Genomic DNA, 20344 nt, shown 5'->3' on the forward strand with positions numbered 1-20344 from the left:
CCTCGTTGAACGGCAGGCCTCCGGCCTGCCGGGTCCCTCCGGGACCCGGCACCTAGACCGGAACAACCTCCCTAGCCCTTACACCTAGGCGCCCTCGTGCCCGCGGCAGACGGGCGGTCGACGCCGCTCGGCGACCGCGGACGTCCGTGTCCTGGCGCCGGAGCGGCGCTCAGCCGCGCCGCAGCGGGCGGGTCTCGGCGCCGGTCAGGGCAACCAGGTCCTGCGGGGCCAGCTCGATCTCGAGCCCGCGGCGGCCGGCACTGACGAGCACCGTCTCGTGCTCGAGCGCGCTCTCGTCGATCAGCGTCGGCAGCGCCCGTCGCTGGCCGAGCGGGCTGATCCCGCCGGCGACGTAGCCGGTCGTCCGCTCCGCCCGGGTCGGGTCGGCGAGCGCCGCCCGCTTGCCGAGCGCGCGCAGGTCGAGGGTCGCGTCGGCCGGCACCACGCAGACCGAGAGCGCGTCGTCGCGGCTCACCACGAGGGTCTTGAAGACCCGCTCGGGCGCGACCCCGAGCCGCTCGGTCGCCTCCAGCGCGTAGGAGGCGACCGCCGGGTCGTGGTCGTACTCGTGGAGGGTGAAGGCGACCCCGGCCTTGCGGGCGGCCCGGGTCGCCGGGGTCTCACGTGCGGCCACGGTTCAGGCGCCGGCGCTGCCCGCGCCCTGCTGGGCCAGCAGCTCGCTCGCGCGGGCCGCGACCTCGTGGTCGGCGACCACGTTGTAGTGCTGGGCGCGGAGGCCGCCGACGGTCGCGAAGTCGCGCCCGCCGCCCTGGGCTGCATGGCCGAAGGCCCCGAACGCGGCCCCGAGCAGCGCGCCGAGCACGATCCCGTAGACCAGCAGACCGAAGAACTCCGGGCCGGTGAAGAAGATGCCGAAGAGGAGGGCGAAGAAGAGGCCGATGAACGCGCCCTGGCCGAGGCCCATGATCGCGGCGCGGCCGGTCGTGACGCGCCCGGTCACCTGCTCGACCGTCCGCAGGTCGGTGCCGACGATCGCCAGTCGCTCGACGGGGAAGCCCTGGTCGGAGAGGTAGTCGACGGCGCGCTCGGCGCCAGCGTAGTCGTCGAAGGTCGCGACGGTCTGGCGCGGGCCCTCCGGCGGGGCGGGAGCGGTGCTCATGGGTGGTACCTCCAGGGAAGAGCGAACGGGAACGGCCGGTGGCCGGGCCGCGACCACCGGATCCAGCCTATGCCCTGCCCGGGAGCCTGTCAGCCGGGCCGTTGGCCCCGGCGGCGGAGGCCCGCGTCGGACCCGCTCGCCGCCCGCGCTCACCCGACCGGCGGACGCGCGTCCCGCAGGCTCGCGGGCACCGCCTGCCCGCGGGCGGCGAACGCCACCTCCGGGAGTCGTGCGAGTGCCCCGAGCCCGCCCGCGAAGAACGACTCGGGCACGTAGGAGACGCGATCGGCGCGGACCGCCGTCAGCCGTCCGAGCCGTCGCCGGACGTACTCCCGCTGGGTGGTCAGGTCCTCCTCGGTCAGGTAGGTGAGGACCAGCGCGTCCGGATTCCAGCGCAGGACCTGCTCGACGCTGACCGGGGCGAAGGTCGCGGTGCCGGTGACCGTCCCGCGGGGCAGGACGTTGTCCAGCCGGATGGCGTTCAGCGTCGGCGCGTAGAACCCGCGGTCGTAGGCGTAGAACGCCCCCTCGGAGACCCCGCCGGCGAGGACGGTCGGCCGTGCGGCGGCCGGGAGCGAGCGCTGGGTCTCCGCGATCCGCTCCCGGCCCCATCCGGCGAGGGCCGTGGCCTGCGTCTCGGTCCCGGTCAGGCGGCCGAGGTCCTCGATCGTCCGGAACGCGTCGTCCAGCCGCGGCGACGGGTGACGGGCGTCGAGGCATGCGGGCGGGATCACGTACGGCGCCACGCCCGACGCCACCAGCTCCTTCTGGGTCGGCACGCCCTTGCCGTCGAACGCCCAGCTGCCGTCGCCGACGACCAGGTCGGGGCGGGCGGCGAGCACCTGCTCCTGGGACGGCGCGCGGGTGGCGAGCACCGGCACCCGGGCGTAGGCCCGCGCCAGCTGCGGCAGCGGGGTGAAGCTTCCGGCGTTGACCTGGCCAACGACCTGGTCGGCCGCGCCGAGGCCGACCAGCAGCTCGGTGACGTAGTTGCGCAGCGAGAGCACGCGCTGCGCTGGCCGTCCGGGGGTGATCCAGGTGCCGTCGCAGCCGGCGACGGCGGTCGACGAGGGCGGCGGGGCGGACGCGGCGAGCTGCTCGACGCGCAGGCCGGGGCCGGCGTCGTCGGGCGTATCACGGGCGCTGTCGCTCCCGCTCCCGCAGCCGGAGGCGGCGAGGGCGAGCACGGCGGTGACGCCGACGGCGGTCAGCAGGGGGCCCGCGGAACGGCGGGAGCGACGGTTGGGCACGGGGGTTCCTCGAAGGGATGGGGTCGGGCAGGGAAGGGGGAAGGTGGTGGGTCGGTGGCGTCCGCAGCGGTGGCCGCCGGTGACGGGGACCGGAGGCGACGGACTCATCGGTCGGGCACGACGGCCGGGGTCGGACGCCGTAGCTCGGGGCGCGCGAGCGCGGCGATCGCGAGCGTCGCGATCGCGACGAGGCTGCCGATGGTCAGCAGGGCGAAGGCGGTCTGGACGCCCCAGCGCTCGGTCGCGGCGCCCGCGGCCAGGGCGCCGATCGGCTGCGTGCCCCAGGCGAGCATCCGGCCGCTGACGCCGACCCGGGCCTGGAGCGGGAGCGGGGTCGAGAGCTGGCGGACGACGATCCCGTTGAGCACGACGACGGCGATCGCCAGCTGCCAGCCGAGCAGCCAGACCGCGCTCAGCGACGGGCTGGGAGCGGCGGCGAGCAGGACCAGGCCGACCAGGCTCAACGCGAGGCCGCCGACGCCGACGGCGGTCGGGCTACGCCGGTGGACGAGGCGCGGCGCGAGCAGGCTGGCGAGCAGCCCGCCACCGGCGACGGCGACGTAGAGCGCGGCCGTCCGTCCGGAGTCGCGGTCCCAGCCGAGCGCCTCGTGCCCGTAGACCGCGAGCAGCCCCAGGACGCCGCCGACGGTGAGGCTGCTGGCGGCGCCGGCCAGGGTCAGCGGGCCGACGACCGGGTGATCGCGGACGAACCGCAGCCCCTCGCCGATCGTGGCCCCGGTGGCCGGCGACGACGGAGCCGCCGTGGTGGGGCTGCCGGGTCGGACCCGGCCGATGGCGGCGGCCACGATCAGCATCAGCGCTGCGTGCGGGAGCAGCGCGCCGACGTCGGCGCCGGTGGCGAGCAGTGCGGCGGCGAGCAGCGGACCCGCGAGCTGCGCGGTCAGGCCGATCGTCGCCAGCCGCCCGTTGGCGCGGGCGAACGCGGGGCGGTCGACGAGCCGCGGCAGGACGGCGAAGCCGGCGGCGTCGGCGAACGCCGAGAGGGCCGTGGTCGCGGCGGTTCCGGCGAGCAGGATCAGCGTGCCCGCGGGGCCCGGGGCGAGCAGGACGCCGACGACGGTGGCCGTCAGCACGGCGGTCGAGAGCAGCGCCGTCCGCCGGATCAGGACCACCGGATCGCGCCGATCGGCCAGGGCACCGGCCCAGAGCCCGACGAGCAGGTAGGGCGTGGCCTCGAGGGCGGCGGCGAGGCCGGTCGCGAGCGGGCTGCCGGTGCGCCCGTAGACGAGGATCGGGACCGCGACGAAGGTCGAAGCGGCGCCGAGCCAGGCCGCGGCCCGGGCGAGGACGAACGCGGAGGGAAGGGCCTCCGTGGGGCGGGCGAGCGGCACGGCCGATGATAGTAACAAGACTCAATCTTATTAACTGTGGCATGCTGCCGCCATGCTCCAGACCCCCGTCACCGAGCCTGAGGAGGCCCGGTCGCCGACCCCGCCGACCACGCCCACCCCGTCCCGCGTCCGTGGTCCCCGGCGGCCACGACGAACGGCGGCGGGCGTCGGCACGGAGACCGCCGTGGTGCTCGGCGGACTGGTCCTGCTGGTCGTGGTCCTGCTGCTGTCCGTGACCGTCGGGTCGGTGCCGCTGCGGCTGAGCGACACGCTGGGCGTGCTCGGCTACCACCTGCACCTGACCGGGGACCGACCGGCGCCGCTGGTCGACCAGATCGTCTGGGATCTGCGGACGCCGCGGGCGCTGGCGGGCGCGTTCGTCGGCGCTGCGCTGGCGCTGGCCGGAGCGGCGCTGCAGGTCACGGTCCGCAACGCGCTGGCCGATCCTCAGGTGCTCGGGGCGTCGGCGGGGGCCAGCACCGGCGCCGTGCTGGTGCTGACGGTGGTCGGGACCAGCGGCCTGGCCTGGCTCTCGGTCGGCGCGTTCGCCGGGGCCGCGGTCGCGCTCGTGCTGGTGCTGGCGCTGGGGGCGAGCCGGCGGGGGATCGACGCCGCCCGGCTGGTGCTGGCGGGGGTCGCGATCGCGGCGTTCTTCACCGCGGTCACCAGCTACCTCCAGTTCCGGGCCGACCCCGATCGCCTGCAGGCGATCGTCTTCTGGCTGATGGGCTCGCTCGCCGGCGCCCGCTGGGCGGCCCTGACCTGGCTGGTGCCGATCGTGCTCGTCACCGCGGCTGTGATCGTGGCCCAGGCCGGTCGGCTCGACGCGCTGGCGCAGGGCGACGTCGCAGCCGGCTCGCTGGGGGTCGACCCGACCCGGACCCGGATCCTGCTCGTGCTCTGCTCGGCGCTGCTGACCGGGGCGGCGATCGCCGTCGCCGGGGGAATCGGCTTCGTCGGGCTGGTCGTGCCGCACGTGGTGCGCCTGCTCCGCGGGGGCTCGCACACCCGCACGCTGCTGCCGACCGCGTTGCTGGGGGCGATCTACCTGCCGCTGATCGACCTCCTCAGCCGGACCGTGCAGGCACCGGAGGAGCTCCCGATCGGGATCCTGACCGCCGTCGTCGGCTGTCCGTTCTTCGTGCTGCTGCTGCGCCGCGGCGGGGCGGGGGCGCTGGCGTGAGCGCGCTCCGGATCGAGCAGCTGCGGGTGACGGTCCGCGGCGTCGCGGAGCCGCTGGTCGACGGGGTCTCGCTGGTCGTGCCGGCCGGCGGGATCGTCGGGCTGCTGGGGCCCAACGGCAGCGGCAAGTCGACGCTGCTGCGCACGATCCACCGGGCCCTGCGGCCGTCCGCCGGCACGGTCCTGCTCGACGGCGAGGACGTCTGGGACGAGCTCTCGCGGGCCGCGGTCGCGCGGCGGCTGGCGGTGCTCGAGCAGGATCCGCCGCTCGACTTCGACCTCCAGGTGCTCGACGTCGTACGGACCGGGCGCCTGCCCCACCAGCGGACCCGTCGCGAGTCGCGGGAGCAGCGCGACCGTCAGGCGCGCGCGGCGCTGCGGACGCTCGGCATCGAGCACCGCGCCGACGCCTACCTCGGCACGCTCTCCGGCGGCGAGCGCCAGCGCGTGCTGCTGGCCCGGGCGATCGTCCAGACCGATGCGCTGCTGCTGCTCGACGAGCCGGGCAACCACCTCGACCTGCGCGCCCAGCGCGAGCTGCTGGCGTTCCTGCGCGGGTTCGGTGGCTCGGTCGTGGCGGTCTTCCACGACCTCGACCTGGCGGCCTCGATCTGCGACACGCTGCACGTCCTGCGTCAGGGGCGGATCCACGCCGCCGGCCCGACCGCGGAGGTGCTCACGCCGGACCTGATCCGCGAGGTCTTCGGGGTCGAGGCGGTGGTCGACCGCAACCCGCTGACCGGCCGGCCGCGGGTCACCCTCGGGGGGCTCGCTGGGACGTCGCCGAGCGGCTAGTCCTCGTCGAGCGCCCAGCCGAAGCCGAAGGCGACGTGCAGCGCGGCGATCGTCGACGGCTCGCGCAGCGAGCGGCCGAGCCGGTCCTCGATCCGGGTCAGGCGGTAGCGCAGCGAGTTCGGGTGCAGGTGCAGCGCCGCCGCCGTCCGCGAGACGTCGAGCCGGTGGTCGAGGTAGGCCCGCAGGGTCTCCTCCAGCGGCGGGCCGCCGAGGGTCTCGACCAGCGCCCGGCGACGCGGCCCGAGCAGCGCGGGATCGGCGTCGCAGACGAGCGTCGTGATCAGGTCGAGCTCGGCGTGGCGGAGGACCCGCGAGCGGCCGTCGCCGGGCACCGTCGCGGCCAGCTGGTGGAGCGCGAAGCGGGCGTCGAGGTAGCTGCGCGGGAGCCCGTCGACGGTCGCCGTCGACCGTCCGATCCCGCCGTCGAGCGGCCCGCCGGCCGACGCCAGCTCGTGCAGCGGTGCCTCCAGCACCCGCTCCAGCGGCTCGGGGGCGATCACCACCAGGTCGAGCTCGCGGCTGGTCAGGACGAAGGGGACGTCGGTGCTGGTGAGGTGGGCCTCGAGCTCGGCCCGGACCCGCCCGAGCACCTGCGGGCCGGCTTCGCGGGCGGCGGGTCCGGACGGCCCGAGACCGGTCGGGGCCGGCAGCCGCCGGGCGTGGATCGCCGCGACCTGGAGCCGGGCGTCGACGTCGAGCCCGAGCGCCGCGGCCCGCTGGGCGACGTGCCGGCGGCCGCCGGTCGGCAGCCGCCAGCCGAGCAGCTCCTCGGCCAGCTCCGCCCGGACCGCGCGGGCGTCGACGGCCCGCGGCGGCCGTGCGCGGTCGATCAGCCGGATCAGCCGCTCGGCGCTCAGCAGCGCCTGGCGGGCGAGCGCGTCGGGCAGCGACGCGCCGACGCCGACGACCACCAGCCAGCGGCGGGTGCCGACCCGGTCGCTGATCGGTGCGGTCACGTAGCGGCGGCCACGGATGTGGTGGAGGCCGACGCCCTTGCCGCCCCGCAGCGGGCCCCAGAGCTCGTCGGGCACGGCGCTGTCGGGCGCACCGGTGACGGTGCCCGCCTCGTCGGCGATCAGCGCGGTGCCGGTCAGCAGCGAGCCGAGCCGGCGGAGCACCTCGGCCTCGGGCTCCGGGGCCGACAGCGCCTCCATCAGGTGGCTCTGGACCGAGAGCGCGCGCTGCGCGACCTGCAGCTCGTGGGGCACCGCCTGCTCGGCGACCGCGGCCACCACCAGCCGGAACGGGGTCGCGGCGGGGATCGCCACCAACGGCACGTCGAGCCGCTCGCAGGTCTCGACGATCCCGCGCGGGACGTCGTGGTGGACGAGCCCGACCGCGAAGCCGATCGCGGCCGCGCGGGCCTCGAACGCGCGCTCGACCAGCAGCCGCTGGATGTGCGCCCCGGGCCCGATCGCGACCCCGGTCGTGAGCAGCATCGAGCCGTCGTCGAGCCACGCCCGCGGGTCGGGTAGGTCGCAGACCTCGGCGCTCTCGATCCGGACCGCGCTCGGGTTGCCGGTGTCGGACAGGAGCCGGAGACCGAGGTCGCGGCGGGCGAGGAGGTCGTGGAGCGTGATCACGGGAGGCGAGGAGCCCGTCGTCCCGAGCGCCCGGGCGACGGACGAGCGGAGCGGTGGGGCGGGTGGGGGAGGGCGGAGTCGGCCGGCGACCGATCCGTGCGCAGTCTGATCGCTCGGTGGGTGCCCCGTCCACGGCTCGGGATCGTGAACCCCACGAATCGTTCGTCGGTTCTACGGAACCCCCCGGGCGGAGACTGGTCCCGACCGGAGCGGCACCCATCGGTCGCTCCCGACGAGAAGAGGCAGCATGAACCCTGAACGAGACGCCCGTACCGTCGTCGCCGTCGACGTCGGCGGGACCTTCACCGACGTCTGCGTGCTCGACCAGACCAGCGGCCAGCTGGAGGTCGCCAAGGTCCCGTCGACCCCCAACCCGATCGACGGCGTGCTCGCCGGCGTCGCCCACGCCGGGGTCGACCTGAACGGCGTCGCGCTGTTCTGCCACGGCACCACCGTCGCCACCAACGCGCTGATCACCCGCCGGCTTCCGCAGGCGGCGATGGTCACCACCCGCGGCTTCCGCGACGTGCTGGAGATCCGCCGCGGCACCCGCGACGACCTCTGGGACGCCTACAAGGACAACGCCTCGCCGTACATCCGGCGCCGCGACCGGCTCGAGGTGACCGAGCGGATCGACTGCGAGGGCAACGTCGTCGAGGCCTTCGACGAGGAGGAGGCGCGCAACGTCGCCCGGATCCTCGCCCGCCGCGGGGTCGAGGCGGTCGCCGTCTGCTTCATCAACGCCTACGCCAACCCGGAGCACGAGGACCGGATGGCCGAGATCCTCCGCGAGGCGCTGCCCGACGTGGCGATCTCGACCTCCAGCGGCGTGCTGCCGGAGATCTTCGAGCACGAGCGGTTCTCGACCACCGTCGCCAACGCGGTCCTCTCGCCGCTGGTCTCCGGCTACGTCAACCAGCTCGGGCAGCGGCTCGAGGAGGACGGCTACGACGGCGACCTGCTGATCCTGCACTCGGGCGGCGGCGTGATGACCCCGGCCGCGGTCGAGAAGCTCTCGGTCCGGCTGGCCGCCTCCGGCATCGCCGCCGGTGCCGTCGCCTGTCAGCACACGGCCAGCCTCTGCGGCTACCCGAACGCGATCGGGCTCGACATGGGTGGGACGAGCACCGACATCTCGCTCGTCCACGACGGCCAGCTGCGGACGACCAACGAGTGGTTCGTCGAGTACGGCTACCCGATCTGCTTCCCCTCGATCGAGGTCCTGACGATCGGTGCCGGCGGTGGCTCGCTGGGCACGATCGACGCCGCCGGCTCGCTCCGCAACGGCCCCCAGTCGGCCGGCTCGATCCCCGGACCGGCCGCCTACGGCCAGGGCGGGACGGAGCCGACCAACACCGACGCCAACGTCGTCCTCGGCCGGCTCGGCGCCGAGCTCGCGGGTGGCGAGATGACCCTCGCCCACGCCCCCGCCGAGGAGGCGATCCGGACCCGGATCGCCGAGCCGCTCGGCCTCTCCGTCCCCGCCGCCGCCGACGCGATGCTGCAGGTCGCCAACGCGAACATGGCCGACGCGGTCCGCCTGATGTCGCTCCAGCGCGGCTACGACCCGCGCGAGTTCGCGCTCGTCGTCTTCGGCGGCGCCGGCGCGCTGCACGGCGCGGCGCTGGCCAAGGAGCTGTCGATCCCGACCGTCGTGGTGCCGCCGCGACCGGGCGCCTGGTCGGCGCTGGGCTGCCTGATGGTCGACATCAAGCACGACCTCTCGACGATGTTCCTGGCCTCGGTCGACGACGCCGACCCGGACGAGATCGAGGCCGCCTTCGCGAAGCTCGAGGAGGAGGGCCGGGAGCTGCTGGAGGACGAGAACGTGCCGGCCGACAAGGTCCGGCTCGAGCGCTCGATCGCGATGCGCTACCTCGGCCAGTGGCGCTCGATGGACGTCGAGGTCGACCGCCCGCTGGCCGATCTCGACGCGGCCGTCGAGCGCTTCCACGCCGAGCACGAGCGTGAGTTCTCGTACCGCCGCGACGACGCCCCGGTCGAGCTGTACCGGTTGCAGCTGACCGTGATCGGCGAGACCGAGCGGGTCCAGCTGCCGCGCGAGGACGAGCGCGAGGACGCGACCCTGCCCGAGCCGGTCGTCGAGCGCGACGTCTGGTTCGACGGCGAGGAGGACCCGCGCCGGACGCCGGTCTTCCACCGCGACAGCCTTCCCGCCGGCCTCCAGTTCGTGGGCCCGGCGGTCATCGATCAGCTGGACAGCACGACCCTCGTGCCCCCCGGCGTCCTCGTCGAGATCGACGAGTGGCGCAACATCCGCATGCACATCACCGAGGTGAGCTGAGATGCCCCCGACCACGACCCCCACCGCCGCCCACGTCGTCCCCGACGGCCAGGTGGCCCTCGATCCGGTCACCTTCGAGGTCCTCAAGAACTCGTTCGTGACCCTGGTCGACGAGATGGCCGAGCAGATCCTGCGGACATGTCATTCGTTCGTGATCTACGCCCGTGACTTCTCGTGTGCGCTCTGCGACGCCGAGGGCAACACGATCATGCAGGGCAGCCAGGACATCGCCGTCCACGTCGGCACCCTCCACCTCAAGGCCAAGGCGGTCCTGGAGGACTTCGGCGACGACATCCACGAGGGCGACGTCTTCGCCGTCAACGACCCCTACCGCGGCGGCACGCACTTCAGCGACGTCTCCGTGATCCGGCCGATCTTCGCCGACGGCGTGCTGGTCGCGATGGCCCAGGCCAACGGCCACTGGGCCGACATGGGCGGCTCGGTCCCGGGCTCGTTCGACATCAGCGCGACCGACCACTTCGGCGAGGGCATGCGGATCCCGCCGGTCCGGATCGTCGACCGCGGCGTCGTCCGCCACGACGTGATCGGGCTCGTCGCGCACAACACCCGCGCCCCCGGCGACATCGTCGGCGACTGCCACGCGCAGGTCGAGGCGACCCGCGTCGCCGAGCAGGAGGTCTTCCGGCTGATCGACAAGTACGGCAGCCGCACGGTGACCGCCGCGTTCGGCGCCGTCCAGGACTACGTCGAGCGCCTGACCCGCGCCCGGATCGCCGAGCTGCCCGACGGCGTCTGGGAGACCGAGGACCACCTCGACCTCGACCCCGCCGGCGAGGAGGGTCTGGTCGCCGTCCGGCTGAAGATGACGATCAAGGGCGACGAGATCGCCTACGACCTGTCCGGCTCGGACCCGGCGATCGGCAGCTTCCTGAACTCGGGGGCGGGGGTGGCGTTCTCCGGGGCGATCGCCTCGGCCAAGACGTTCCTGCCCGACATCCCGCTGAACTCCGGCTTCTACCGCGCGATCTCGGTCGACGTCGGGCCGGAGGGCACCGTCGTCAACGCCGGCTGGCCGATCGCGGTCACCGGCTGCGTCTCCGGCGCCTACGAGAAGATCATGAGCGCCGGCTTCGAGCTCTGGTCGCAGCTGCTGCCCGAGCGGGCCCTGGCCTGCTGCTTCAACCTCGAGTACCTGCTGGTCGGCGGGCGCGACGCCCGGCGCGAGGATCGGCCGTTCTTCATGTGGTACGACTGGATGGCCGGGGGCTGGGGCGGTCGCCACGGCAAGGACGGGCAGAACGCCACGTCGCCGGTCTTCGGCGTCGGCCTCGCCGTCCAGCCGCTCGAGGGCCAGGAGCGGCTGACGCCGGTCCTGACCTCGGTCCACGAGATCATCACCGACTCCGGCGGCCCCGGCCAGCACCGCGGCGGCTGCGGCGTCCGCAAGGGCGGGACCCTGACCGACGTCGAGCACAGCGTGATGAGCTATTGCTGCGACCGCGGCCGCTCGGTCACCTGGGGCATCGGCGGCGGCCTGCCGTCGCTGCCGCACGGCGTCTGGCTCAACCGCGGGACCGACCGCGAGAAGTACCTCGGCGCGAACTTCTCGAACGTCGCGGTCGAGCGCGGCGACCGCTTCGAGCGGCCGTCGGCCGGCGGCGGCGGGCTCGGCGATCCGCTCACCCGCGATCCGGCCGAGGTCGTCGAGGACGTGATCGACGGCTACGTCAGCGTCCGCCGCGCCGAGCGCGACTACGGCGTCGTCGTCCGCACGCTCGACGAGGAGCTGTCGGAGTACGAGGTCGACGTCGAGGCGACCGCGCTTGCCCGCACCGAGCACGCCGCGGCCCGGCTCGGCTGGTTGGAGGAGGACCCGGAGGAGGTCGCGACCCGCTATCGCAACGGCGAGCTCGACGTGCTCGACCTGGTCCGCCGCCACGGCGTGATCCTCGACTGGGGCAGCGGCGAGCTGCTGACCCGCACGACCGAGCAGTACCGCGGCCTGCTCCAGCGCCGCAGTGCGGCGCATTGGGCGGAGGTGGCGGATGCCGTGAGCGGCGCGTAGGCGCTGCGCATCTCGGGCGGATGGTGCGAGGCGCGCGTAGCGCTTCGCATCTCGGGCCGGGTGACGCTCGGCAGTGCTGGCGCACAGCTCTCGCACCGTCCGCCCCGACCTGCTCGGCCTCCGCATCCCCTCGCACGCATCCGCGCGGCGGTGTGATTCGAACACCCGACGCACCTGACTTCCCGACGTACCCGCAGTTCCCGAAGCACCCGCAGTTCCCCTGACGTACCCGCAGCACCCGTAGTACCCGCAGCACCGCCGATCGCCCGGGTCGGCACGAGCCTCGCGCACCGACCACGGACGGTGCGCCCGATACCGCGACTGTCGTCCCCGTACGGGAGCCGCACCCCTATTCGAGGAGAGAGAACCATGGGCACCATCGCCCCGGAGCGTCCTGCGCTCCAGATCTCGCAGACCGACGACCCGCGGGTCGTCGAGGAGGCGGCGACCGAGGACTACTCACTGCACGTCGTACCGCGCAGCTGGCGGTTGCAGCGCGGCAAGCTGACGATGGCCTGGTACGGCGTGATGACGGCGTTCTTCTACGTCTACTTCGCGGCCTTCATCGCGCTCGCCTACGGCACCACCAACGCGCTGATCGGCATCGGGCTGACGATCGTCGCCTACACCGCCGTCAACGCGGTACTGCTGCGGACGGCGTCGCGCAGCGGCCTGACCGTGGCGCTGTTCTCGCGCTCGATGTTCGGCGTGGCGGGGGCGGCGATCCCGACCCTGATCCTCGCGGCGACCGCGATCTACTACGTCGTCTTCGAGGGCGCCGTCGTCGCCGTCGCCGCCCAGACCTACATCGGCGGCCCGCTCAAGCTCTGGTACGCGATCGTGGTCTTCAGCACCGCGCCGCTGGTCTGGCGCGGGATCCGCTCGCGGCTCGACAAGGTCAACGGCTGGATGCTGCCGTTCTACATCGTGGCGATGGTCGGCGTCGTCGTCTGGGCGCTGGTCAGCGAGGGCTACCACGGCTTCCTGCCCGGTTCGGCCGCGGCCCCCGGCACGACGCTGCCGTGGCTGCAGGCGTTCGTCGCCTACATGGGCATCTGGGTCCTGATGCTCTACACGATGGACTTCGCCCGCCTGGCCCGTCCCGAGGACGAGCGCTACCACCGCAACGTCACCTTCGGCTGGCTCTACTACGTGCTGACGTTCGGGGTCAACGGCCTGATCGGGATCCTGCTCGTCTCGACGTTCGGGATCACCTTCGACCAGCTGGCGGGCCAGGAGAGCGCGCTGCCGGTGAAGATCGTCGGGTTGACCGGGATGCTCGGCTTCCTCCTGATCGTGCTGACCCAGATGCGGATCAACACGGTCAACCTCTACGTCGCGTCGACCAACCTCCAGAGCTTCTTCGCGCGGCTGACGGGGATCTCGCTGCCGCGGACGCTGTGGGTGATCGTCGCCTGCCTGCTCGGCTACGCGCTGATGCTGACCAACGTCTTCGGCTACGTCGCCGACGCGCTGGCCTACCAGGGGATCGCGATCGTCTCGTGGGTCGGCGTGGCGCTGGCGCATGTCGCCTACCTGCGGCGGCGCAAGATCCCGCTCGACCAGATCGAGTTCCGTCCCGGCCGGATCCCGCGGATCAACCCGGCGGGCGTGCTCGCCTGGGGCGTCGCGACCGCGGTCGGCCTGGCGCTGAAGATCGGCGACTCGACCACGTCGCAGACCTGGGAGCTGATCGGCCTGCCGCTGACCTTCGTGCTCGCCTTCGGCGTCTACGCGGTGGTCACGACGATTGAGCGGCCGACCTGGTTCGCGATGTCGCGTCCGAACGACCCGATCGACGAGGTCGACGATCCGTGGGTCGATCGCGTGCGCTGCGACGTCTGCGACCGCTCCTACCTCGCGCGGGAGATGGACCGCTCGCCCGAGGCTCCGCACGCGACCGCCTGCGCGGCGTGCGCGGCGACCAACGCGTTCCACCGGGCCGCCCGGCGCGACGCGGTCGGGGCCGGCACCACCGGCGACTGAGCCGGGCCGCGCCCTCCGTCGATCCGCTCTGATCCCCACGTTCGGGAGCGGATCGACGGGGGAGCGGCGCCGTCCCGCCGAACGCGAACGGCCCCGCGGTGCTTGGCGGCATGCGCGGCGGGGTAGAGGATGGCGCGTGATCGGCGGCGTGACCGCACGTCGCCTCGACCCGCGTCCGAGGAGCACCGATGGGCTTCGACCAGTACCACGAGCCGCCGGACGAGCTGCCGGCCGAGACCAGGACCTTCGCGCGCCTCTGCGCCTCGTTGACGGAGGAGGCGGAGGCGATCGGCTGGTACGAGCAGCGACTGGCGATCGAACCCGACGCCGAGGCCCGTTCGGTGATGGCCAGCGCCGTCCACGAGGAGTACAAGCACTTCGCGATGGACCTCGAGTTCCTGCTCCGGCGCAAGCCCGAGTGGGGGCAGATCGCCCGCGGGATCCTGTTCAAGGACGGCGACATCAGCGAGAACGGCGAGCAGGCGGAGGGCGGCGTGCCGCTCGGCGCCGGCGGCCCGGTCGACGTTCCCGGCGGGGTCCCGAGCAGCAGCGCGGCGCCGGTCACCGCCAGCGGCTCGGGCGGATCGCTCGGCATCGGCGGCCTGAAGGGCGGTGCGTGATGGACCACCTGCTGCGCGGACACGCGCCGATCACCGACGCCGGCTGGGCCGACATCGACGCCGAGGCAACCGAGCGGCTGGTCGCCTCGCTCGCCGCCCGCCGGGTCGTCGACTTCGACGGCCCCCGGGGCTGGCAGCGCTCGTCGGTCAACCTCGGGCGGGCCATGTCGCTCGACGACGGCCCGATCGACGGGGTCAGCGGGCGGCTGCGGCGGGTGCTGCCGCTGGCCGAGCTGCGGGCCTCGTTCACCGTCGACCGCGAGGAGCTGCTGAACGCCGACCGTGGGGCCGTCGACGTCGACTACGAGAGCCTCGACGACGCGGCGCTGCGGATCGCGGCCGCCGAGAACGTGGCCGTCTTCCACGGCTGGGAGGCGGCCGGGATCGTCGGCATGACCACGGCCACCCCGTACCCGGCGATCCCGCTCGGGGACGACATCGAGGGCTGGACGCGCAAGGTCGCCGGCGGCGTCGAGCGGCTACGGGAGGGCGGCGTCGACGGGCCCTACGCGCTGGTGCTCGGGCCGGGTCGGCACACGGCGGTGGCCGAGACGGCGGAGCACGGGGGATACCCGCTCTTCGACCACCTCCGCAAGATCATCGAGGGGCCGGTCGTGCGGGCCCCCGGTGTCCGTGGCGCGATCGTCCTGAGCGTGCGGGGTGGGGACTTCCTGTTCGCCTCCGGCCAGGACCTCTCGGTCGGCTACGAGCACCACGACCACGACACGGTCCACCTGCACCTGGAGGAGTCGTTCACGTTCCGGGTCGCGACGCCGGAGGCGGCGATCGAGCTGTCGGCGGACTGAGGCGCCGGGCCGTCATCCTCGAGGATGACGGCGCCTGCGACCTGGGGCCCCCGGCGGGCCGCGAAGTCCATCCTCGCGACGCATAGGCAGCGGCGACGATCGGGCCTACCGTCAGGGCATGATCGAAGTCGAGCACGTCAGCAAGCGCTACGGACCGCGGCTCGCCGTCGACGACCTGAGCTTCGTCGTCCGGCCCGGGACGATCACCGGCTTCCTCGGGCCGAACGGCGCCGGCAAGTCGACGACGATGCGGATGATGGTCGGCCTCGACGCGCCGACCAGCGGCCGGGTCCGCACCGACGGCCGCGACTACGCCAGCTTCAGCGCCCCGCTGCACGAGGTCGGGGCGATGCTGGAGGCGCGCTCGGTCCACACCGGTCGCTCGGCTTACCACCACCTGCTCGCCCTAGCCCAGACGCACGGGATCCCGCGGGCCCGGGTCGAGCAGGTGATCGACACGGTCGGGCTCCAGGAGGTCGCCAGCAAGCGGGTCGGCGGCTTCTCGCTCGGGATGGGGCAGCGGCTGGGGATCGCCTGCGCCCTGCTCGGCGATCCGCGCACGCTGATCCTCGACGAGCCGGTCAACGGACTCGACCCCGACGGCGTGCTCTGGATCCGGACCCTGCTCCAGCGGCTGGCGGGCGAGGGCCGGACGGTCTTCCTCTCCTCGCACCTGATGAGCGAGATGGCGGTGACCGCCGAGCACCTGATCGTGATCGGCCGCGGCCGGCTGATCGCCGACACGACCGTCGCGGAGGTCGTGCGCGAGGCATCGTCCGGCGGCCGCGTGCTGGTCCGCTCGCCCGAGGCGGGCCGGCTGCGCGAGCAGCTGGCCGGGGCGACGGTCGAGGTCACGAGCCCGCAGCGGGGCCTGCTCGAGGTCCGCGGCCTGCCGGCGGACCGGATCGGCGTGCTGGCCGCCGAGCACGGGATCGTGCTGCACGAGCTGACCCCGCAGACGGCGTCGCTGGAGGAGGCCTACATGGGCCTGACCCGCGACGTCGTCGAGTACCGCACGGGGTCAGCTCCGGGACGGCGGGCCGCGACCGGAGCGGTCGCATGAGCACGGTCGCCGATGCCGGCCTCGCGCCGCGCCCGACGCCGGCCCCGGAGCCGGCCGCGACCGGCGTGACCTTCGGCCGCGTCGCCCGCTCGGAGTGGACGAAGCTCTGGACGCTGCGCTCGACCCGTTGGTCGCTGCTGGTCGCGGCGCTGATCATGATCGGCATCGGGCCGCTGTTCTCGCTGATCCTGATGGGCCGCTGGGACACGATGGGCGTCGAGGACCAGCGGCACCTCGACGGGATCGACAAGGCCCTGGTCGGCTTCCACCTCGCGCCGCTGGCGATCGGGGTGCTCGGGGTCCTGATGATCGCCGGCGAGTACTCGACCGGGATGATCCGCTCGAGCCTGATGGCGGTGCCGCAGCGGCTGCCGGTGCTCGCGGCCAAGGTGGCGGTCTTCGCCGCCGTGACCTTCGTGCTGATGCTCGTCGCCTCGCTGCTCGGGTTCCTGCTCGCGCAGCCGATCCTCGCCCAGCACCACGTCGACGTCGGGCTCGCCGACCCGGGAGCCGTCGGGTCGATCTGCTTCGCGGCGCTGTTCCTGGCCCTGGTCGCGGCGCTGACGGTCGGGATCGGCGCGATCCTCCGCAACGCGGCCGGGGGGATCGCGGTCTTCGCCGCGCTGCTGTTCGTCGTCCCCGGCCTGCTGAACCTGCTGCCCGGCGCCACCCGCGACGCGATCGCGATCTACCTGCCCGAGCGGCTCGGCACCGCGATGGCCACCAACACGCCGACCCAGGAGCTGCTCGAGCGGCTGCCGGCGACGCTGGTGATGGTCGGCTACGTTGCGATCACGCTGCTCGTCGCGGCGGTCCTGCTGCGCCGCCGGGACGCGTGAACGACGGCGACGACCGTGATCCGGGCGGGAGCGCGGGTACTGTGGGGCGCGTGGCGACCGCCGCTCCATCTCCGCCGTCCCGGATCGTCGCGCTCGGCGACCGCTGGCCGATCGTCGGCGACGTCGGGCCGTCGCTGGTGCTGCTCGTCGCGGCCGCGGCCGCCGTCCACAGCCGTCCCTGGGGCCTGGTCTACGGGGTAGCGCTGGTGCTGCCGCTGGTCGTCCGGCGCCGCTACCCGGTCGCGGCCTTCGCGGCCGTCGCCGTCGTGATCGGGGCGCGGCTGCTCGGCGACGCGCGGGTGCCGGGGGACACGGCGCTGATCCCGGGGCTCGTCGCCGTGCTGGTGGCGCTCTACGCGGTCGCGGTGCGGCGGCCCGCGCGGACGCTGTGGCTCGCCGGGCTGGTGGTCGAGGTCGGGATCGTCGCCTGGCTGTGGCGGATGGACACCGACCTCGAGGTCCAGCGGTTCGTCGGACTGTCGGCGCTGGTGCTGGTGGCCGGCGTGCTCGGGACCAACGCCCGCCAACGGCGCCAGCTGCTGGCCTCGCTGGAGGAGCGGGCGGTCCGGCTGGAGCGCGAGCGCGACCAGCAGGGACGGCTCTCGGCCGCCGCGGAGCGGGCCCGGATCGCGCGCGAGATGCACGACGTCGTCGCCCACAACCTGACGGTGATGGTGGCGCTCGCCGACGGGGCCGGTTGGGCGCTGCGCGAGACGCCCGACCAGGCCCAGCTCGCGATCGAGCGGGTCTCGCGGACCGGTCGCGAGGCCCTGCGGGAGATGCGCGCGCTGCTCGGGGTGCTGCGCGAGGATCCGGGCCCGCGCGGGCGGGCGCCGCAGCCGGGCCTGGCCGAGATCGATCAGGTCGTCGCGCAGCTCCGGGCGGCGGGCGTGCCGGTCGACTACGCGGTCTCCGGCTCGCCGACCGCCTCGGTCCCGGCGGGTCTCCAGCTTGCCGCCCACCGGATCGTCCAGGAGGCCCTGACCAACACCCTCCGGCACGCCGGTCCGGGGGCCCGCTCGCGGGTCTCGCTGGCCTTCTCCGGCGAGCGCCTCGACCTCACGATCGCCGACACCGGCGTCCGGGCGCCGGGGCCGATCGTCGAGGGCGGCGGGCTGCGGAGCATGCGCGAGCGGGTCGCGCTCTACGCGGGGAGCGTGGAGGCGGGCCCCGACGTCGCCGGCGGCTGGACGGTCCGCGCGCGGTTCCCGCTCGTCGCCGACGAGGAGCGGCCGTCGTGACCGCGCGGGTGGTGCTCGTCGACGACCAGGAGCTGCTGCGGCTCGGGTTCCGGATGGTGCTCGACGCGCAGCCGGACCTCGAGGTCGTCGGCGAGGCCCGCGACGGACGCGAGGCGCTGGAGCTGGTCGCGCGGCTGCGGCCGGACGTCGTGCTGATGGACGTCCAGATGCCGCGGATGGACGGGGTCGAGGCGACCCGCGAGATCGTGGCCTCGGGCAGCCCCTCGCGGGTGATCATCCTGACCACCTTCGACCTCGACGAGTACGCCTACGCCGCGCTCCGGGCCGGCGCGAGCGGGTTCCTGCTCAAGGACGCGGAGTCGGCCGACCTGCTGTCGGCGATCCGGGCGGTCGTCAGCGGCGACGCGGTCGTCGCCCCGAGCACGACCCGGCGGCTGCTGACGGCGATGGCCGACCGGCTGCCGCAGGCGACCGCCGACGTCACCGCGGCCGTCGATCCCCGCCTCGCGCGGCTGACCCCGCGCGAGCACGAGGTGCTGCTGGCGGTCGCCGGGGGCCTCTCGAACCCCGAGGTCGCCGCGCGGCTGGTCGTGTCCGAGGCGACGGTCAAGACCCACGTCGGCCGGATCCTGGCCAAGCTCGAGCTGCGCGACCGGGTCCAGATCGTGGTCTTCGCCTACGACCGGGGGCTGGTGGCGCCGGCGGGGTGATCCGTGGGGCGGGGGCGCGGGATGGGCGGGGGGCTGGGTCGCGGGGCTGGGGCGCGGGGCGGGCGGCGCGGGACCGAAGACGGAGGCAGGGTCGCGGGACGGGGCGCGGGGCTGGGGCGCGGGCTGAAGACGGAGGCTGGGCCGCGGGACGGCGGCGGGACTGAAGACGGGGGCTGCGCCGCGGGACGGGAGTCATTTCGCGTCGGGCACCTGTACCGGAGTCATTTCGCCTCGCTATGCGACGCAAAATGACTCCAGCTCGGAACGGCGACGCAAAATGACTCCAGTTCGCCTGCCGGCCACCCGTGACCCGGCCCGGCCCGCCGACCCGGCCCGCCCACCCGCGACCCGGCCCGCCCACCCGCGACCCGGCCCGCCCACCCCCGACCCGGCCTGCGACCCGGCCTGCGACCCGGCCTGCGGCCCGGCCACCCGACCCGGCTACACCCCCAGCCGGCCCCCTCAGCCGCCGGCGCGGGTCGAGGCCCGCAGGTGCAGCTGCGAGGGCAGCAGCCGCGGGCCGGGCGCTTCCGCGTCGAGCAGCAGCTCGACCGCGGCCTGCGCCTGCTGGCGGGGGAAGAGGTCGATCGCGGTGATCGGCGGGTGGTGCGCGCGGACGTGGGTGCTGTCGACGCCGCAGGCCAGCAGCAGGTCGTCGCCGAGGGCGATCCCGCGGGCGTCGAGCTCCTGGGCCAGCGCGCGGGCGTAGATGTCCGGTCCGGTGAAGATCGCGTCGGGCGGGGTCGGGCCGGCGAGCAGCTCGTCGACCGTCGCGGCGGCCCCGTGGTCGCGGAACCGGGCGAGGGTCAGCGAGACCACCCGCGGCTCGACGCCGCGTTGCGCGCACCAGTCGCGGTAGGCGTCCTCGGTGTCGCGGTACCAGGCCCACGGCAGGTCGCCGGAGACGAGCGCGATCCGCTCGGCGCCGGCGTCGGCGAGGTGGTGGAGGACGGCCCGGGTGGCGCTGATCGTGTCGGTCGCGACCCACCGGCGGTGGTCGGGGCGGTCGAGCATCCGCTCGATCGTCACGAACGGCAGTCCGAGTGCCTCGATCGCGGCGATCCGGGGGTCGCCGATCTGCGGGTCGTTGACGATCACGCCGTCGAGCGGGAACTGCCGCAGGTCGTCGGTGGTGAGCGCGTCGGGCAACAGGGTCAGCGCGTGCTGTCGGCCGAACGCGGTCCGCGCTGCCGAGACGGCGACGTCGAGGTAGAACTCGACGCCGAAGAGGTCGCGCTCGACCAGCACGGCCTCGCCTCCCGGGGGGATGCCGCCGCTGGGCAGCATCATCCCGAGCGTCATCGTGCGTCCGAGCCGGAGTCCGGCGGCGGTCGGGCTGGCGCGGTAGCCGAGCTCGGCGGCGGCGGCGCGGACCCGCTCGCGGGTGCCCTCGTCGACGCGGCCCTTGCCGTTGAGGGCGTGCGAGACGGTCGTCCGCGAGACCCCGGCCGCGGCGGCGACGTCGCTGATCGTGGGGCGCCGCGTGGCCATCGAAGCCAGCCTAC

17 protein-coding genes are annotated in these 20344 nt (G+C 74.4%); 11 read left to right on the plus strand and 6 right to left on the minus strand.

Going from position 1 to position 20344, the window contains the following annotated elements; translation table 11 throughout:
* Positions 1–169 precede the first annotated feature (169 nt).
* The 4 genes from ybaK to ACVUH9_RS21145 all read right to left on the minus strand — a co-directional run bounded on the left by ybaK (position 170) and on the right by ACVUH9_RS21145 (position 3722).
* Positions 170–634 carry a Cys-tRNA(Pro) deacylase gene (ybaK, locus tag ACVUH9_RS21130; protein ID WP_475760621.1) on the minus strand — a complete coding sequence of 155 codons (465 nt, stop codon included), beginning with the start codon at positions 632–634 and terminating at the stop codon, positions 170–172.
* A gap of 3 nt (positions 635–637) precedes the next feature.
* Positions 638–1120: a YflT domain-containing protein gene (locus ACVUH9_RS21135; protein ID WP_475760623.1), complete on the minus strand. Its 483-nt coding sequence runs from the start codon at positions 1118–1120 to the stop codon at positions 638–640.
* 149 nt (positions 1121–1269) lie between these two features.
* Positions 1270–2370: an ABC transporter substrate-binding protein gene (locus tag ACVUH9_RS21140; RefSeq protein ID WP_475760625.1), complete on the minus strand. Its 1101-nt coding sequence runs from the start codon at positions 2368–2370 to the stop codon at positions 1270–1272.
* Positions 2371–2474: 104 nt separating this feature from the next.
* Positions 2475–3722: an MFS transporter gene (locus tag ACVUH9_RS21145; protein WP_475760627.1), complete on the minus strand. Its 1248-nt coding sequence runs from the start codon at positions 3720–3722 to the stop codon at positions 2475–2477.
* 52 nt (positions 3723–3774) lie between these two features.
* Between ACVUH9_RS21145 and ACVUH9_RS21150 the strand changes: the two genes are divergently transcribed.
* Both ACVUH9_RS21150 and ACVUH9_RS21155 read left to right on the plus strand, forming a co-directional pair.
* Positions 3775–4905, plus strand: a complete 1131-nt coding sequence (locus ACVUH9_RS21150) for a FecCD family ABC transporter permease (protein WP_475760629.1) — start codon at positions 3775–3777, stop codon at positions 4903–4905.
* Positions 4902–5699, plus strand: coding sequence for an ABC transporter ATP-binding protein (locus tag ACVUH9_RS21155; protein WP_475760631.1), 798 nt, complete (start codon positions 4902–4904; stop codon positions 5697–5699). Before ACVUH9_RS21150 ends, ACVUH9_RS21155 begins: the two co-directional genes overlap by 4 nt.
* Here ACVUH9_RS21155 and ACVUH9_RS21160 read toward each other — a convergent pair.
* A complete protein-coding gene (locus tag ACVUH9_RS21160) occupies positions 5696–7282 on the minus strand; it encodes a helix-turn-helix domain-containing protein (protein ID WP_475760633.1) in 1587 nt (528 codons plus the stop codon). The genes ACVUH9_RS21155 and ACVUH9_RS21160 overlap by 4 nt on opposite strands.
* A gap of 247 nt (positions 7283–7529) precedes the next feature.
* On the opposite strand from ACVUH9_RS21160, the gene ACVUH9_RS21165 reads away from it, so the two are divergent.
* The 9 genes from ACVUH9_RS21165 (at position 7530) to ACVUH9_RS21205 (ending at position 18839) form a co-directional block, all read left to right on the plus strand.
* Positions 7530–9587 carry a hydantoinase/oxoprolinase family protein gene (locus ACVUH9_RS21165; protein WP_475760635.1) on the plus strand — a complete coding sequence of 686 codons (2058 nt, stop codon included), beginning with the start codon at positions 7530–7532 and terminating at the stop codon, positions 9585–9587.
* Position 9588: 1 nt separating this feature from the next.
* Positions 9589–11613 carry a hydantoinase B/oxoprolinase family protein gene (locus ACVUH9_RS21170; RefSeq protein WP_475760637.1) on the plus strand — a complete coding sequence of 675 codons (2025 nt, stop codon included), beginning with the start codon at positions 9589–9591 and terminating at the stop codon, positions 11611–11613.
* Positions 11614–11982: 369 nt separating this feature from the next.
* Positions 11983–13599 carry a purine-cytosine permease family protein gene (locus ACVUH9_RS21175; RefSeq protein WP_475760639.1) on the plus strand — a complete coding sequence of 539 codons (1617 nt, stop codon included), beginning with the start codon at positions 11983–11985 and terminating at the stop codon, positions 13597–13599.
* Positions 13600–13787: 188 nt separating this feature from the next.
* Complete coding sequence (locus ACVUH9_RS21180) at positions 13788–14219, plus strand: ferritin family protein (protein ID WP_475760641.1); 432 nt, start codon at positions 13788–13790, stop codon at positions 14217–14219.
* Positions 14219–15025 (plus strand): family 1 encapsulin nanocompartment shell protein, encoded by an 807-nt coding sequence (locus ACVUH9_RS21185; protein ID WP_475760643.1) that lies wholly within the window; start codon positions 14219–14221, stop codon positions 15023–15025. Before ACVUH9_RS21180 ends, ACVUH9_RS21185 begins: the two co-directional genes overlap by 1 nt.
* 118 nt (positions 15026–15143) lie before the next feature.
* Positions 15144–16088 carry an ATP-binding cassette domain-containing protein gene (locus tag ACVUH9_RS21190; RefSeq protein WP_475760645.1) on the plus strand — a complete coding sequence of 315 codons (945 nt, stop codon included), beginning with the start codon at positions 15144–15146 and terminating at the stop codon, positions 16086–16088.
* Positions 16085–16927, plus strand: coding sequence for an ABC transporter permease (locus tag ACVUH9_RS21195; RefSeq protein ID WP_475760647.1), 843 nt, complete (start codon positions 16085–16087; stop codon positions 16925–16927). Before ACVUH9_RS21190 ends, ACVUH9_RS21195 begins: the two co-directional genes overlap by 4 nt.
* A 50-nt stretch (positions 16928–16977) precedes the next feature.
* A complete protein-coding gene (locus ACVUH9_RS21200) occupies positions 16978–18168 on the plus strand; it encodes a sensor histidine kinase (protein ID WP_475760649.1) in 1191 nt (396 codons plus the stop codon).
* The gene (locus ACVUH9_RS21205) at positions 18165–18839 is read left to right on the plus strand and encodes a response regulator (RefSeq protein ID WP_475760651.1); all 675 of its coding nucleotides are present in this window, start codon (positions 18165–18167) and stop codon (positions 18837–18839) included. The genes ACVUH9_RS21200 and ACVUH9_RS21205 overlap by 4 nt, the downstream gene beginning before the upstream one ends.
* A gap of 462 nt (positions 18840–19301) precedes the next feature.
* Here the strand turns inward: ACVUH9_RS21205 and ACVUH9_RS21210 are convergent, their stop codons facing one another.
* On the minus strand, positions 19302–20330 hold the full coding sequence (locus ACVUH9_RS21210; RefSeq protein WP_475760653.1) for a LacI family DNA-binding transcriptional regulator: 1029 nt from the start codon (positions 20328–20330) through the stop codon (positions 19302–19304).
* Positions 20331–20344 lie beyond the last annotated feature (14 nt).

Source organism: Patulibacter ginsengiterrae (assembly GCF_056269115.1).